Raw genomic sequence first — 15,882 nt, forward strand, 5'->3', positions numbered from 1 at the left:
ACCGGCCGGATCGGCGCTCCCGCCTGCTGTCTAGAGCGGGAATGCCGTCTCGACGAGCCGGATTCCGCCCTGTGTCCGAAGGCTGTGCGGCATGCCCGGAGGAAGCCGCAGCGCATCGCCGGGACCGAGCGGGTGAACGCGCTTCTCCAGTACGGCTTCCCCGCTGCCGGAGGTGACGACCCAGACGTATTCGCACTGCGCCTCGCAGCGGAGCGGCAGGGTGCAGCCGGCGTGAACGGCAATCCGGCTGATCGTCGCCCTGCGGTCTTCTTCGCTCCCGCCGCGTTCCAGCACCCGCTGCCATCCCCACTGCCGCTCGGCGTACATCGGCGGCGCGTCTTCATTCAGCATCTCCTTGATCCGCGGGCTCGCCTCCTTGTCGGCCACGAGAATGCCGTCCGGACTCGCGGCGACGATCAGGCCGGAGGCTCCCAGCACTTTGACGGGAATATCCAGCTCATTGACGATATGCGTGCCGATGGAGTCGGCGCTGACCGTACCCGGGCCGCTGACCGTCTCCCGCATCTCCTCGGTCAGCGTATTCCAGGTGCCGAGGTCCTTCCACCGTCCTTCATAGGGAAGAACGGCCAAGGAGGAGAGACGCTCGGCAACCTCGTAGTCGAAGCTGATCTTCGGCAGCCCGGCGTACCGCCGGAGCAGCCCGGCGTAGTCGGCGGGCAGGCCGCGTTCCGCAAGCAGGCCGGTATAGAAGGAGAGGCGTCCGGCGAAGACGCCGCAGTTCCACAGCGCGCCTTCGCCGATCAGCCGCGCCGCTTCGGCGGCGGAAGGCTTCTCGGTGAACCGGCTGACGGTGCGGAGCGGACCGGTGTGTCCCCCGGTGTGTTCTCCGGCATGTTCATCTATAACGATATAGCCGTATTTCTCCGACGGATGGGTCGGATGTACGCCGACCAGGACAAGCGGATACCGGGAGGCAGCCAGTGCAGAGTCCAGGAGCGCAAGGGTGCGGAAGAAATCCCCGTCGACGCAGGGGTCGATCGGCATGATGACGACCGTCTCGTCGGGGGCGGCTCCCGGAAGACCGGCCGCATAGGCGGCGGCCAGCAGAATGGCGGCGAAGGTATCCCGCCGCTCGGGCTCGAGAATCAGCGGTGCGGCTGCGCCGATCTGGGCGGCGATCATTCCGGCCTGGTCGCGCCCGGTAAGGATGTGGGCGCTCTCCCGGAGACCGGCTTCGCCGACCTGCCGCCAGAGGCGCTGAAGCATGGATTCGCTGCCTCCCCCGGGGGCAGGCAGCACGCGCAGGAACTGCTTGGATCGCGAATCGTTGGACAGCGGCCACAGCCTTTTGCCGGAGCCGCCGGAGAGCAGCATCAGTTTCACGAGAGATTCCGCTCCTTCCGTCATCTTGAGCCCGGCAGCATGCGCCAAGCTTCATTCTGTATCGTATGCACGCCGCGCTGCGCCGTCTTCCGCAGGGGGCCAGATCCGGCTGGGCTCCTATGGACCGGGAAGCAGATATTTCAATTTGGAAATATACAAAAGGCATGGACAGGTGTAAAATGGCAAGGGTCAAAACGCGCGAGGCCGCGTTACTTACCCGATATGGAGGCTTGTGAAATGCTGAACACCAAACGACGCAATCCCTTAATCCTCGGACTGCCGCTTCTTGCGCTGGCCGGCTCGCTGCTGGCGGGGTGCGGCTCATCGGGCGGCAACTCCGCCGCAGACGCGGGGGCATCCGCTTCTCCCGCCGCTTCGGCAGGCACGGCTTCGGCAGCGCCCGCAGCGCTTACGACGCTGACGCTCGGCATGCTGCCGTCGATCGACGCCATTCCTTTTGTCATCGCTCATGAGCAGGGCTTCGACGCCGAGCACGGCGTGAACCTGGATATCCAGTCCTTCAAGAGCGCCAAAGACCGCGACGCCGCTTCGCAGGCCGGGAAGCTGGAGGGCTGGAGCGCCGATCTTGTGGCGATCTCCCTCTACAACCAGGCGGGGCTTGATGTGAAGATTGCCAGCACGACGACCGGCTCCTTCTCCCTTCTGACCGGCAACGACGCGATTCAGAGCGTGAAGGATCTCAAGGGCAAGACGGTCATCCTCTCCAAAAACACCTCGACCGAGTACACGGTCGCGACGATGCTGGCCCAGGCGGGCCTGACCGAGAAGGACATCACGGTCACCGAAGTGCCGCAGATTCCGACCCGGCTGGAGCTGCTCAAGAACGGGAAGGCGGACGCCGCCATTCTGCCTGAACCCTATGTCACAATCGGACAAGCGGCAGGACTGCGGGTGCTGAGTTCCACGGGAGAAGCGGGCATCAATCCGTTCGTTCTGGCTCTCCCCGGGAAGACCATCCGCGACAAAGCGGATGCCGTACACGGCATGTACGCCGCCTACAATGAAGCGGTTGATTATATGAAGTCCCACGACCAGAGCGAATATATCGACGTGGTGGTCCGTGAAGTCGGCTACCCGGAAGAGATGAAGAGCGAAATTAAGGTACCTTCATACGAACATGCCGTCCAGGCCGACGTGAAGCAGATCGAGCAGGCCTTTGCCTGGGCGCGTGAGAAGGGACTTCTGTCCAAGGAGACGAAGCCGGAGGAAGTGATCTCGGGTGTCGAGTTTGGTTCCAAATAAAATCCCGGCGGCAGGGCTTGCGGTCCGCGGCTTCACGGTGTCCTATCCCGGACGGGCGGAGGCGGTCGGACCGATCGCGCTGTCGGTCCCGCAAGGGGCGATATGCAGCGTAATCGGGCCGTCGGGCTGCGGCAAATCGACGCTGCTGCGCGCGGCCGCCGGACTGCTCGGCGCGTACGAAGGCGAGATCGCCTTCGGGGGGCAGCCGCTCGCGGGATCGGGCGCCGTCATCGGCCTTGTGCCGCAGAATTACGGCCTGCTGCCGTGGAAGACGGCTGAGGCCAATATTACGACGGCGCTCGGCATCGCAAGACCGGGCCTTGGCCGCCGGGAGAAGCGGGAAGCGGCGGCGCGCTGGCTCGGCCTTATGGGCATCGGCGAGCTGGCGGACCGCTATCCGGCCCGCATGAGCGGCGGGCAGCAGCAGCGCGTGGCCGTCGCCCGCGCCTTTGCGCTCGAGCCGGACCTCCTGCTGCTGGACGAGCCGTTCTCGGCACTCGACGCCCTGACCCGCGAAGCGCTGCAGGAACGCTTCCTGGCGAACTGGGCGGCGCATCCGGCGACGGCGCTCTTTGTCACCCATGATGTGGAGGAAGCGATTCTGCTCGGCGGGATCATCGCTGTTCTGCCCCCATCCGGCGCGGGAAGCCCTCTGCTGCTGGACAACCCCGTCGCGGGCCTTGTGCCCGGGGAGCGGCGGACCAGCGCCGTTTTTTTTGAAATGACCCGAACGGTACGAAAGGCTATGGCTGACCTATGGTGAAACGGCGAACTTCTTATCTCTTGAGTCTCCTCTATGTATTGGCGGGTCTTCACCTGCTGTGGTTCCTGCTCGCGCTCGCCGTCAACAAGCCGATTCTTCCCGGACCGGAGGACGTCTACCGGGCGCTCCTGCGGTTAGACCGGAGCGACATGCTGGAGAATGCGGGCTACAGCCTGTTCCGGGTATTCGCTGGAGTAGCGCTGGCCATGCTGGCGGGACTGCTGGTCGGCCTGCCGATGGGGCGTTCCGCGCGCTGGAACCGGCTGCTGGATCCCGTCGTCTATTTGACCTATCCCATTCCGAAGATTGCGCTGCTGCCTGTGGCCATGCTTCTTCTCGGACTGGGCGAGAGGTCCAAAATCGTGATGATTACGCTGATTCTCGTCTTCCCGGTCATCATATCCGTCCGCGACGGTATCCGGGCCATCCCGTCCGATGCCTATGACGTTCTGGCCAGCGTGGGCGCGGGAGCCGGGCAGAAATTCCGGCATGTGACACTGCCGGGCGCGCTTGCGGCAATTCTGAGCAGCATCCGGGTGTCGCTCGGGACGGCGTTCTCCGTGCTCTTCTTTACCGAAATCTACGGAACGGAGCACGGGCTCGGCTATTTCATTATGGATGCCTGGCAGCGGATTGATTATCCGGGCATGTATGCCGGAATTCTGCTGTTCAGTCTGGCCGGATTTATCTTGTTCCTTCTGGTGGATGTGCTGGAGGCCGTCTTCATGAAATGGCGCCGCTGACGCTTCCGGCCGGCCGAACCGGCGAAGCCTCCTTGTCAATATGCTAAAAATTTGGGACAATAGAGGAATGCCGGAGCGTCTGCGGCAGGAATTTGTTTTGGTGAAATGAGGACAAGAACAGCGATGAATAAACCATCCATATATGAATTGACGTTCGGGGAGCTGGCCGGTTGGCTGGAGGAGCGGGGACACCGCAAGTTCCGCGCCCTTCAGGTCTGGGACTGGCTCTATGTGAAACGCGCAACGGCGTTCGCGGCTATGGAGGATGTGAATCCGGATTGCCTCGGCGTTCTGGAAGAGCATTTTGCCATCGAGACGCTGACCGAGCACGTGAAGCAGGAGTCGCAGGACGGCACGGTCAAGTTCCTGTTCCGGCTTCGGGACGGCAATCTGATCGAGACGGTGCTGATGCGCCAGAAATACGGGCTGTCCGTCTGCGTCACCACGCAGGTCGGCTGCAACATCGGGTGCAGCTTCTGCGCCAGCGGCCTGCTGGCGAAGAGCCGGGATCTGACCAGCGGCGAGATCGTGGAACAGATTATGAAGGTCCAGCTTCATCTGGACCGCACCGAGCCGGGCAGCCGGGTCAGCCACATTGTCGTTATGGGGATCGGGGAACCGTTCGATAATTTCGAGAACATGGCCCGCTTCCTGGAGACGGTCAAGCATCAGAAGGGGCTGGCGATTGCAGGGCGGCATATTACAGTATCCACCAGCGGTCTGGCCGGCAAAATCGTCGAGTTCGCCGACCGCCGTTTCGGCGTCAACCTGGCGATCTCGCTGCATGCACCCAACAATGAGCTGCGGACGCGCATCATGAAGATCAACAAGGCGATTCCGATCGAGAAGCTGATGGAGGCGCTCGATTATTATCTGGAGAAGTCCAAGCGCCGCGTGACGCTGGAATACATCATGCTCCGCGGAGTCAATGACGGCCAGGAGCATGCGCTGGAGCTGGCCGAGCTGATCGGCAGCCGGCGTCCCCTCGTCAATGTCAATCTCATCCCGTATAACCCCGTGGATGAGCACAGCCAATATCAGCGCCCCGACCGGGAGACGGTCAGCGCCTTCTTCGATACGCTCAAGAAGCAGAAGGTGAGCGTCAGCAAGCGGCTGGAGCACGGCGTCGACATCGACGCGGCGTGCGGCCAGCTCCGCAGCAAGCAGATCAAGGCCTCCGCCCGGGCGTAAGTCCGGCGAAGAGACAAAGAAAAGAAGAGCCCGAACGAACCGCCTCGGCGGAACGTTCGGGCTCTTCTTGTAGGAACTCTGCGAACTGTGGACTGTACGAACGGAGGGAAGGACGGGCCTTCTTATTTATCCAGCTGCCGGTCCAGTTCCCCGACCGGATTCTCGCCCTCGTGCGAAGCTTCCGAGCGGCCGCTCATGAACCAGCCGAGGACGGCAATGAGCACGAGCACAACGTAGAAGGTGGCTTTCCACCAGGTGCTGTGGGCGAAATGCTCCGACAGCACGCCTAGCGAAGGATGCGCCAGCGTAATGACGGCCAGCTTGACGCCGACCCAGCCGACAATAATGAAGGCGGCCACTTCAAGGCCCGGACGGCTGTGCAGCAGCTTCACGAAGAAGGAAGCGGCGAAACGCATGATGACCAGCCCGATGAAACCGCCGGCGAAGATGACCAGGAACACTCCGCCGTCCAGCCCGCCGATGTCCGGCAGCCCGCTGGGCGGAAGCGCCACGGCCAGCGCCACGGCGGCCAGAATGGAGTCGATGGCGAAAGCGATGTCCGCCAGCTCGACCTTGAACACCGTGGACCAGAAACCGGCTTTCTTCTTGTCGACCGCGGCATCCGAGCCGCTCCCGGCCGCGGAGTCCGTGACGCCTTTGCGCGAAGCGGCGATTTTGCGGACGATATGGTTCACGGCTATGAAGAGCAGATAGAGCGCTCCGATTGCCTGCACCTGCCAGATATCCACCAGATAAGAGATGATGAACAAAGATGCGAACCGGAAGACGAAGGCGCCGAACAGTCCGTAGAAGAGCGCCTTCTTGCGCTCGGCCTCCGGAAGATGCTTGACCATAATCGCCAGCACCAGCGCGTTATCCGCGGCCAGCAGCCCCTCCAGTCCGACGAGCACCAGCAGTACCCAGCCGTACTCAAACAATAAACCCCAATCCATGTTAGATCCTCCCTTTTGACTTAGATTGCCCATAATCCAATAAAAAAGACCCGTACCACATCCCGCAGGCCCAATTGGGCCTGGCGGATATGGTAAAGGTCTCGCTAACAATTAAGGTTACATTGTCGGTAAAGCCGGAGAAGCGGAACTTCTCGTATTGACGACTTTACCTCACAGCTACTCCCCTTTACGGAGTCTATGAAGTTGGGGGCTCCCTTCGGAACCTAGAACGATCTTAGCGTATAGCAGGATTTATTGTCAATAGCCTGTCTGATTTCTCTTCCGGCCCCGCCGCCTCCTGCCGGGCGAAGAATTGGAAACGGAACCAAGGGAGGAGCGTGTTAACTAAAATAACATGAAATATGGCAAAAGTGTAAACTTCATCTTTTTTGGCTTCAAATAGCAATTCGTATAATTGACGGTTCGCAGGCTTGAAAATATCATGAAACTAAATAAAACACACCAAGAAATATTCAGGTAAGAAAAATTAACATGAATACATTCTACGTCAAGGAGGTGGGACCATGGCAATTCAGCCGTCATCATGCCGGACCGAGCCGCCGGAGGAGAGAGTCAGCCGGCATCCCTGCTACAGCGAGGAAGCGCATCGCTTCTTCGCCCGGATGCACCTGCCGGTCGCGCCTGCCTGCAACATCCAGTGCAGCTACTGCAACCGCAAGTTCGACTGCGTCAACGAGAGCAGGCCCGGCGTTGTCAGCGAGCTGCTGACGCCGGAAGAGGCCGAGCGCAAAGTCAAGGGAGTCGCCGCCCAGTTGATGCAGCTGTCGGTGGTCGGCATCGCGGGACCCGGCGATCCGCTGGCGAATGCGGAGCGGACCTTCGGGACCTTCAAGCGGGTGCACCGCGCACTGCCGGATGTGCTGACCTGCCTCAGTACGAACGGGCTGACGCTGCATAGGCATATCGACGAGATTGAAGAGCTGGGCATCGGGCATGTGACGATCACCATCAACGCCATCGACCCCGATATCGGGCGGGAAATTTATGCCTGGGTCTACGATGAGGGAGTGAGGTATGAAGGCAGGGAAGCGGCGGAGCTGCTGATAAGGAGACAGCTCGAAGGCCTGCAGGCGCTTGCCGGGCGCGGCGTGCTGGTGAAGGTGAATTCCATTCTGATTCCCGGTGTGAACGACGAGCATCTGGTGGACGTCTCCAGAAAGGTGAAGGAGCTTGGCGCCGCCGTTCACAACGTAACGCCGCTCATCATCGCGCCGGGCAGCCGGTACGCGGAGGAGGGCCGCCGCGCGCCGAAGCCGAAGGAGCTGCACCGGCTTCAGGAGCGGATCGGCACGGAGGGCATGAAGCTCATGCGGCACTGCCGCCAGTGCCGGGCCGATGCGATCGGTCTGTTGGGCCAGGACCGCAGCGCGGACTTCCGGCTGGAGGAGATGGCGGACGATCCGGCGGTGGATCACCGGGCCAGGGAGCAGTTCCAGCAGGAGCTGGACGGCAGGGTCCGCCAGCGGCAGGCTGCCCGCAGCGGGAGGAGGCCGCTTACGGACCAGAACCGGAAGACCCGGGTTGCCGTAGCCTCCAGAGGCGGCGACAAGGTCAATCAGCACTTCGGGCATGCGACGGAATTTCTGATCTATGACACCGATGGCGAAGCGGTCCGCTTCGTGGGCGTCCGCAAGATTCAGGCTTACTGCCACGGCACCGCCGACTGCAACGGCGACAAGGGAGAGACGCTGGCGGAGATCTGTTCCCTGCTCGGCGACTGCCGGATTCTTCTCAGCTCGGGCATCGGCGATGCCCCGAAGGCGGCATTGAACCGGGCGGGTATCCTGCCGCTGGTGCGCAAGGGAGAAATTGCGGCGGAGATACTCGACAGCGTCAAGTACAGTTCTTATTTTGAGCCAATCCAAATCACGAAGGGATGATTCTAAATGACGAAGAAATTGAGACAAATCGCTTTCTATGGCAAGGGCGGCATCGGCAAATCCACGACTTCCCAAAATACGCTGGCCCAGCTCGCGACGACGTTCGGCCAGAAAGTCATGATTGTCGGCTGTGATCCCAAGGCGGATTCCACCCGTCTGATTCTGAACACGAAAGCCCAGCAGACCGTGCTTCACCTGGCCGCCGAGATGGGATCGGTCGAGGATCTGGAGCTGGAAGATGTGGTCGCAGGCGGCTTCGGCGACATCCTCTGCGTCGAGTCGGGCGGTCCGGAACCGGGCGTCGGCTGTGCCGGCCGGGGGATCATTACTTCGATTAACTTCCTGGAGGAGCAGGGCGCCTATGACGGAATGGACTTCATCTCCTATGACGTTCTCGGCGACGTCGTATGCGGCGGGTTCGCCATGCCGATCCGCGAGAACAAAGCCCAGGAGATCTACATCGTCTGCTCGGGCGAAATGATGGCGATGTACGCGGCGAACAATATCGCCCGCGGGATTCTCAAGTACGCGCACAGCGGCGGAGTCCGGCTCGGAGGACTGATCTGCAACTCCCGCAACACCGACCGCGAAGAGGAACTGATCAAGGAGCTGGCCCGCCGGCTGAATACCCAGATGATTCATTTTGTGCCGCGGGACAATGTGGTGCAGCATGCCGAGCTGCGGCGAATGACGGTGACCCAGTACAATCCGGCCCATAACCAGGCCAATGAATACAAGCAGCTTGCCGAGAAGATTCTCCACAACGACCGGCTGACGATTCCGACTCCGATCGAGATGGATGAGTTGGAACAGCTGTTGATCGAGTTCGGGGTGGTGGAGGACGAAGAAGCCGCCATCAAGAAGCTGGAGGCGGCCGGGCAGTAGTTGACATCGTCTAACAACGATAATAGAGAGGTGAAGTGGAGATGAGCCTGGATATTGAAGCAAGCAAGAAGCTGGTAGGAGACATTCTGGAAGCTTACCCGGACAAGGCGAGGAAGGACCGGCAGAAGCATTTTCAGATCAATACGGAAGAGACGATGGAGTCGTGCAAATGCTCGCTGAAATCGAATATCAAATCCCGTCCCGGCGTCATGACGCCGCGAGGATGCTCCTATGCCGGGTCCAAGGGGGTCGTCTGGGGGCCGATCAAGGATATGGTTCACATCAGCCACGGTCCGATCGGCTGCGGCCAGTACAGCTGGGGAACGCGCCGCAACTATGCGAACGGAACGCTTGGAATCGACAACTTCACCGCTATGCAGATCACGAGCGATTTCTCGGAGACGGACATCGTCTTTGGGGGCGACAAGAAGCTGGAGACGATCTGCCGGGAGATCAAGGAGATGTTCCCGCTCGCCAAGGGCATCTCGGTGCAGTCGGAGTGTCCGGTCGGGCTGATCGGAGACGATATCGAGGCGGTGTCGAAGAAGATGTCGAAGGAGCTGGATCTTCCAATTGTTCCGGTCCGCTGCGAGGGCTTCCGGGGCGTCAGCCAGTCGCTGGGCCATCATATCGCCAACGATGCGATCCGCGATTTCATGCTCGGCAAGGCGGAGCTTCCGGAGACCGGTCCCTACGATGTAACGATTATCGGCGATTACAATATCGGCGGAGACGCCTGGGCCTCACGTATTCTGCTGGAGGAGATGGGCCTTCGCGTTATCGGCCAGTGGTCGGGCGACGGTACAATGAACGAGCTGATGACCGCCCATAAGTCCAAGCTGAACCTGATTCACTGCCACCGGTCCATGAATTATATGGTCGATCATATGGAGAAGGCCTATGGCATTCCGTGGATGGAATACAACTTCTTCGGACCGTCCAAGACCTATGAGAGCCTGCGGGCCATCGCCGCGCGGTTCGACGCCACGATCCAGGAGAACTGCGAGAAGGTGATCGCCCGCTACAAGCCGCAGATGGACGCGGTTATCGCCAAGTACCGGCCGCGGCTGGAGAGCAAGAAGGTGATGCTGCTGATCGGAGGCCTCCGTTCCCGCCACACCATCGGGGCTTATGAGGACCTCGGCATGGAGATTGTCGCCACCGGCTATGAGTTCGCGCACAAGGACGATTATGAACGGACCTTCCCCGACATGAAGGAAGGCTCTATCATTATGGACGATCCTACGGCTTATGAGCTGGAGGAACTGGCCCAGCGTCTCGATATCGACCTTATGGGCTCGGGAGTGAAGGAGAAATATGTGTACCACAAGATGGGCATCCCGTTCCGGCAGATGCACTCCTGGGATTACAGCGGGCCGTATCACGGGTTCGACGGCTTCAAGATTTTTGCCCGGGATATGGATATGACCGTGAACAGCCCGGTATGGGGCCTGATGGACCGGAAGAAGGCGCTGATTAAAGAGGAGGCGGGCTTATGAGCAAGGAACGGATCGATATCCCCGACTATAACTCGTTGTTCTCGGAGGAACGCTTTGCCGTCCAGCGCGAGAACAAGAAGCAGTTCGAGGCACCCTGCAGCGCGGAGGAGACGGCCGAAGCGCTGGCGTACTCCCGCTCTGCGGAGTATACCGAGAAGAACTTTGCGCGCCAGGCTGTCGTTATTAACCCCCACAAAGCCTGCCAGCCGCTCGGTTCGGTCATGGCGGCGCTCGGATTCGAGAAGACGCTGCCGTTCGTTCACGGCTCGCAGGGCTGCAATTCCTATTTCCGCAGCCATCTGAGCCGCCACTTCAAGGAACCGACGCCAGCCGTCTCCTCTTCCATGACGGAGGATGCCGCCGTCTTCGGTGGGATGAGCAATATGATCGACGGGCTGGAGAATGCCCGGGCGCTCTACAAGCCGGAGATGATCGCGGTGTGCACGACCTGCATGGCCGAGGTCATCGGCGACGACCTGTCGGCCTTTATCGGCAATGCCCGGCAGAAGGGGGCGATTCCGGAGGACTATCCGGTGACCTTCGCCAATACGCCAAGCTTCATCGGGTCCCATATTACCGGCTATGACTCCATGCTGAAGAATATCCTGAGCCAGCTCTATGAACGTTCCGGCCTTCAGGCCGCCCGGGGAACGGGCGGAGAGAGCGGAGAGAAGCTGAATGTGCTGCTCGGCTTCGAGCCCTACACGGCGAACTTCGCCGAAATAAGCCGTATTCTGGACGCCTTCGATACGAAGTACACGCTTCTTGGCGACCACAGCGGCAACTATGATTCGCCGGCGACCGGCGAATACGAATACTATTACGGCGGCACGAAGCTGGAGGATGTGCCGAAGGCCGCCTGCGCGCTCGGTTCGCTGAGTCTTCAGAAATACACGCTGCGCAGGACGGAGGAGTATATCAGCGGAACCTGGAAGCAGCCGGTGGCTGCCCTGTCTGCGCCGCTGGGCATCCGGGCCACCGACCGGCTGCTGGAGACGATCAGCGGTCTGACCGGTCTGCCGGTTCCGGTTTCGCTGACCGAGGAACGCGGCCGCGTCGTCGACGCTTACGCCGACAGCCATCCGTATCTGCACGGCAAGCGGGTAGCGCTGGTCGGCGATCCCGACTTTCTCATCGGCCTGATCGGCTTCTGTCTGGAGCTTGGAATGGAGCCTGTGCATGTGCTGTGTTCGAACGGGGACGTCGAATCCGGCGGGGTGAAGTTCAAGCAGGAGGCGGAAGAAATGCTGGCCTCCAGCCCTTACGGATCGGAAGCCGCCGTCTATGTCGGAAAGGACCTCTGGCATCTGCGTTCCCTGCTGATCCAGGACCCGGTCGATCTGGCCATCGGGAGTTCCCATCTGAAGTTCGCCGCACAGGATGCCAAGGTGCCGCTCGTGCGGATCGGCTTCCCGATCTTTGACCGCCATCACCTGCACCGCAGTCCGATTATCGGCTACCGGGGGGCGCTGAATCTCCTGACTCAGATTGCCAACACGGTATTGGAGGAGCTTGACCGGAATCACTCCGGGTTCAACTTCGATCTGGTACGCTGACCGCCGCCCGGTCAGAACCGCTTCACAGCGAAGGAGGGAATCATCCGATGGAGCCTATGCGCAAAGAAACGCCGGACGATCAGCCCTGCGGCAGCCGAGTGCCGAAATCGAAGCCCTGTCCCCGGCCGAGGCCGGGGGAAGCCGCCGGGGGGTGCTCCTTCGACGGGGCGCAGATTGCGCTGCTGCCGATTACGGATGCCGCCCATCTCGTCCACGGTCCCGCGGCCTGCGCCGGGAACAGCTGGGGGAGCCGGGGGTCCCTGACCAGCGGACCGGATTTGTCCCGGTACGGGCTGACGACGGACCTCGGGAACAACGAGATTATTTTTGGCGGAGAGAAGAAGCTGCGGGAGAGCATTGACTATATTGCCGGGCGGTTCGCGCCGCCGGCGATCTTTGTCTATTCCACCTGTGTCACCGCGCTGATCGGCGAAGACCTGGACGCGGTGTGCGGGGAGGCTTCCCGGCGGCTCGGACTGCCGGTCATACCGGTGAACAGCCCGGGCTTTGTCGGCAGCAAAAACCTGGGCAACCGGCTGGCGGGCGACGCCCTGCTCCAATACGTCATCGGCACGGAGGAACCGGATTCGGACCTTCCGCCCGGAATCAATCTGATCGGCGAATATAACATCGCCGGCGAGCTGTGGAGCATCGAGAAGCTGATGAATCAGGCGGGCATCCCGCTGACTGCCCGCATTACGGGCGATGCCCGGTATAAGGAAATTGCCTGCGCGCACCGGGCCAGGGCCAGCATGGTGGTGTGCAGCCGCGCGCTGCTTGGCCTGGCGCGGGGGATGGAGGAACGGTACGGCATTCCGTACTTCGAGGGCTCGTTCTACGGAGCGAAGGAGACCACCTATTCGCTCCGGCAGATGGCCTATCTGCTGAACGACCGGGAGATGGAACGGCGGGTGGACCGGCTGACCGAACGCGAGGAGGCCAGACTGGCGCATGACCTGAAGCCGTACCGCAAGGCGCTGAAGGGCAAGAGGGCGGTGCTGTACACCGGCGGTGTGAAGAGCTGGTCGGTCATTTCCGCGCTGAAGGAGCTCGGCGTGCAGGTGGTGGGCGTCGGCACGAACAAGAGCACGGACGATGATATAACCCGGATCGCAGACCGGGTGGGCGACGAGGCGGAGTATATCTCCGAAGGCGGGGCGCTTCGCATTCTGAAGACCGTGAAGGAACGGAAGGCGGATCTGATGATCGCCGGCGGACGCAATATGTATGTGGCGATGAAGGAGCGGATTCCGTTCGTGGATATTAACCAGGAGCGCCACCGGGCCTATGCCGGATATGAAGGGCTGCTTCGGCTCGCCAGGGAACTGACGGGCGCGCTGACCCATCCGATCTGGGAGCTGGCATCGGCTCCGGCGCCCTGGGAATGGGAGGAGAGCGGAGATGACCGTTAAGAGACGAGAGAAGCCGTTGTCCGTCAACCCGCTCCGGATCGGCCAGTCGCTCGGCGCTGTGCTCGCGCTTCAGGGCTGTTACCGCGCGCTGCCGATTATACACGGGGCCCAGGGCTGTTCCGCCTTTCCCAAGGCGCTGCTGACCCGGCATTTCCGCGAACCGATTGCCGTTCAGACCTCGGCGCTCCAGGAGATGGACGTCATCTTCGACGCGAACCGCAATCTCGAAGAAGCGCTGCACACCGTTCTGACGAAGCACCGGCCGGATATTGTCGGTATTATCGGGAGCGAGCTGACCGATGTGGCGGGCGCGGATTATGCCGGCATGCTGAAGCAGTACAAACGGGAGCGGAATATGCGCGGCGGACTGGCCTTTGCTGTGACGCTGCCGGATTTTGACGGCTCGATGGAGTCGGGCTTCGCGGCCGCCGTCGAAGCGATGATTGACGAGCTGATCCAGCAGGGCGGAATGCTCCGGGGACAGCGGAATCCGAATCCGCGGCAGATTACGCTGCTGCCGGGTGCTTCGATGACTCCGGGAGACGTCATGGAACTGAAGGAGATCGCCGGTTCCTACGGGTTCAAGGCTATTGCGCTGCCGGATGTATCGACTTCGCTGTCGGGCCATCTGCTGACCGGCTTCTCGCCGCTAACCCGCGGCGGCGTTCCGCTCGATTCCATGATGCAGAGCCTCCAGTCGGGCTTGACGCTTGCTTTTGGCGGCAGCATGGAACGCGCCGCCCGCCGTCTGCACAACGCGCTGGGCACTCCGTATAAGGTCTTCCCGGCTTCCATGGGGCTTCGGGCCACGGATCAGCTGATGGAGACGCTGCAGCAGATCAGCGGCGTCCCGGTGCCTGTCCGCTACCGCTGGGAGCGGGAGAATCTGCTGGATTGCATGCTGGACGCCCACTTCCAATTCGCCGGAACCTCCGCCGTCGCAGCGCTGGAGTGTGACCATCTCCGCTCCGTAGCCGGCTGGCTGGCCGAGCTTGGCGTCGAGCGGAGAGCGCTGGTGGTTCCCTGCGAGACGACGGCCGTGTCGGAGCTGGAGGAAGACGTATACGTTGGCGATCTGGACGATGCGGAGGCGCTGGGGGCGAGCGCCGATCTGTGGATCGGAAGCTCGCACGGCATGGCGGGCGCAGAGCGGATCGGCGCAGCTTTTATGGCGGCGGGATTTCCGGTCTGGAACGAACTGGGCGCATATATGAAGGTATCGGTCGGCTACCGGGGAGCGATGGAGTGGACGAACCGGGCCGGCAATTTCTTGATGCGAAGGGAGGCGCAGCGGCATGAAGGTAGCGTTCGCCACAGATGACGGCGTGCGGGTCAATGCGCATTTCGGGCAGAGCCCGATGTTTGCCGTCTACAATGTAACGAGAAGCGGCAGTGAGCGGGTCGGACTGCGGCGGGTGGACGGCGCGTCCCCGGAAGATGAGGCGGGGCGGATTGAAGGCCGGGTGGAAGCCGTGGCGGATTGCACGCTGATCTTCCTGATGCAGATCGGGGCGTCGGCGGCGGCCAGGGTGACCCGGCGCCAGATCATGCCGGTGAAGGTTCCGGCCGGAAGCCGGATCGACGAACAGGTGAAGCGGTTGTCCGAGATGCTCCAAGGCAAGCCGCCGATGTGGCTGGCGAAGGTGCTGATGCGGGAAGAGGCGCTGACGGCGGAAGGAGGGAGTCCGGAGAAATGAACCCTTCATTTGAACCTGTGACTCCGGCTTCTTCCGGCGGCATCCAAGATGGCGGAGCCGTTCAGCCGGAGAGCGGCAGTCCGGCCGGTTCGGCCGGCCGGCGTAAGCGGCCTGCGCCCGATCCGCTGCTCACGGACGCCCTGCTGGCGCGGCTGGGCGACCTGCTGGGCGCCGCCGATACGCTCGGCCGGTATGCTGCCCTGGGCGCGGAGGAGAAGATCAAGGCGTCCTTTCTGGCTTCGGCGGAAGACAAGGACGGCTCGGACTGGAGCTGCCTGGCCTCCGATGCGGTGCGGCGGCAGGTGCCGCTGCTGTTCCAGGCGGTAGCCGGTGTGCTGGAGGGCAGGTGCGGCTACCTGATGCAGAGCTCGGCGGAGATCAACCGGGAAGGGTTCGGCCGTGGCCTGGTGTACAGCGGCCGCGTCATTCTCGTGATCAAGAGTCTGCGCGCCGGATTTCCGTTCCCGTTCGTCTCGCTGGAGAAGACGCTGGCGTACGGAACGGCCTGTGTGCAGGAGGGGCTGGCTTTTCTGGACCGGTATAAGCGGATCGCCGAAGGCGGAGGGCTGCTTCACATGGAGGGCTGAAGGAAGCTGCCGGGAAGTTGAAGGCAGGATCCGGAAGGGTGAAGGGAGCCGCACCAAGAGCGCCCGGCGGACGTTTAAGAGGACGGGA

General features: G+C 61.8%; 14 protein-coding genes. 12 read left to right on the forward strand and 2 right to left on the reverse strand.

All coding sequences use genetic code 11. The features are described from left to right. Positions 1-30 precede the first annotated feature (30 nt). Positions 31-1,335, reverse strand: coding sequence for a sugar phosphate nucleotidyltransferase (locus RBI05_RS12715; RefSeq protein ID WP_310551439.1), 1,305 nt, complete (start codon positions 1,333-1,335; stop codon positions 31-33). 246 nt (positions 1,336-1,581) lie between these two features. On the opposite strand from RBI05_RS12715, the gene RBI05_RS12720 reads away from it, so the two are divergent. The 4 genes from RBI05_RS12720 (at position 1,582) to rlmN (ending at position 5,304) form a co-directional block, all read left to right on the forward strand. Further along, positions 1,582-2,607 (forward strand): ABC transporter substrate-binding protein, encoded by a 1,026-nt coding sequence (locus RBI05_RS12720; RefSeq protein WP_310551368.1) that lies wholly within the window; start codon positions 1,582-1,584, stop codon positions 2,605-2,607. Next, complete coding sequence (locus RBI05_RS12725; protein WP_310551369.1) at positions 2,585-3,370, forward strand: ABC transporter ATP-binding protein; 786 nt, start codon at positions 2,585-2,587, stop codon at positions 3,368-3,370. Before RBI05_RS12720 ends, RBI05_RS12725 begins: the two co-directional genes overlap by 23 nt. Beyond that, positions 3,364-4,113, forward strand: a complete 750-nt coding sequence (locus RBI05_RS12730; protein ID WP_310551370.1) for an ABC transporter permease — start codon at positions 3,364-3,366, stop codon at positions 4,111-4,113. Before RBI05_RS12725 ends, RBI05_RS12730 begins: the two co-directional genes overlap by 7 nt. A gap of 123 nt (positions 4,114-4,236) precedes the next feature. Next, the gene (gene rlmN, locus RBI05_RS12735; protein WP_150458967.1) at positions 4,237-5,304 is read left to right on the forward strand and encodes a 23S rRNA (adenine(2503)-C(2))-methyltransferase RlmN; all 1,068 of its coding nucleotides are present in this window, start codon (positions 4,237-4,239) and stop codon (positions 5,302-5,304) included. A gap of 122 nt (positions 5,305-5,426) precedes the next feature. On the opposite strand, the gene RBI05_RS12740 is transcribed toward rlmN, so the two are convergent. After that, positions 5,427-6,257: a TerC family protein gene (locus RBI05_RS12740; RefSeq protein WP_150458968.1), complete on the reverse strand. Its 831-nt coding sequence runs from the start codon at positions 6,255-6,257 to the stop codon at positions 5,427-5,429. 524 nt (positions 6,258-6,781) lie between these two features. Between RBI05_RS12740 and nifB the strand changes: the two genes are divergently transcribed. The 8 genes from nifB to RBI05_RS12780 are packed head-to-tail and all read left to right on the forward strand — an operon-like array spanning position 6,782 to position 15,794. Next, positions 6,782-8,158: a nitrogenase cofactor biosynthesis protein NifB gene (gene nifB / locus RBI05_RS12745; RefSeq protein ID WP_310551371.1), complete on the forward strand. Its 1,377-nt coding sequence runs from the start codon at positions 6,782-6,784 to the stop codon at positions 8,156-8,158. 6 nt (positions 8,159-8,164) lie between these two features. Then, a complete protein-coding gene (gene nifH / locus RBI05_RS12750; RefSeq protein ID WP_150458970.1) occupies positions 8,165-9,043 on the forward strand; it encodes a nitrogenase iron protein in 879 nt (292 codons plus the stop codon). Positions 9,044-9,084: 41 nt separating this feature from the next. Further along, complete coding sequence (nifD, locus tag RBI05_RS12755) at positions 9,085-10,542, forward strand: nitrogenase molybdenum-iron protein alpha chain (protein ID WP_310551372.1); 1,458 nt, start codon at positions 9,085-9,087, stop codon at positions 10,540-10,542. Beyond that, positions 10,539-12,098: a nitrogenase molybdenum-iron protein subunit beta gene (nifK, locus tag RBI05_RS12760; RefSeq protein ID WP_310551373.1), complete on the forward strand. Its 1,560-nt coding sequence runs from the start codon at positions 10,539-10,541 to the stop codon at positions 12,096-12,098. Before nifD ends, nifK begins: the two co-directional genes overlap by 4 nt. A 47-nt stretch (positions 12,099-12,145) precedes the next feature. Beyond that, the gene (nifE, locus tag RBI05_RS12765) at positions 12,146-13,510 is read left to right on the forward strand and encodes a nitrogenase iron-molybdenum cofactor biosynthesis protein NifE (RefSeq protein ID WP_310551374.1); all 1,365 of its coding nucleotides are present in this window, start codon (positions 12,146-12,148) and stop codon (positions 13,508-13,510) included. Beyond that, entirely contained in the window at positions 13,500-14,831 is a 1,332-nt protein-coding gene (gene nifN / locus RBI05_RS12770) for a nitrogenase iron-molybdenum cofactor biosynthesis protein NifN (protein ID WP_310551375.1), read from the forward strand. Before nifE ends, nifN begins: the two co-directional genes overlap by 11 nt. Next, entirely contained in the window at positions 14,806-15,207 is a 402-nt protein-coding gene (gene nifX / locus RBI05_RS12775; protein WP_310551376.1) for a nitrogen fixation protein NifX, read from the forward strand. Before nifN ends, nifX begins: the two co-directional genes overlap by 26 nt. Next, positions 15,204-15,794 carry a DUF269 domain-containing protein gene (locus tag RBI05_RS12780; protein ID WP_310551377.1) on the forward strand — a complete coding sequence of 197 codons (591 nt, stop codon included), beginning with the start codon at positions 15,204-15,206 and terminating at the stop codon, positions 15,792-15,794. The genes nifX and RBI05_RS12780 overlap by 4 nt, the downstream gene beginning before the upstream one ends. Positions 15,795-15,882 lie beyond the last annotated feature (88 nt).

Origin of the sequence: Paenibacillus glufosinatiresistens, from assembly GCF_031470375.1 — a bacterium.
GTDB lineage: Bacteria > Bacillota > Bacilli > Paenibacillales > Paenibacillaceae > Paenibacillus_AQ > Paenibacillus_AQ glufosinatiresistens.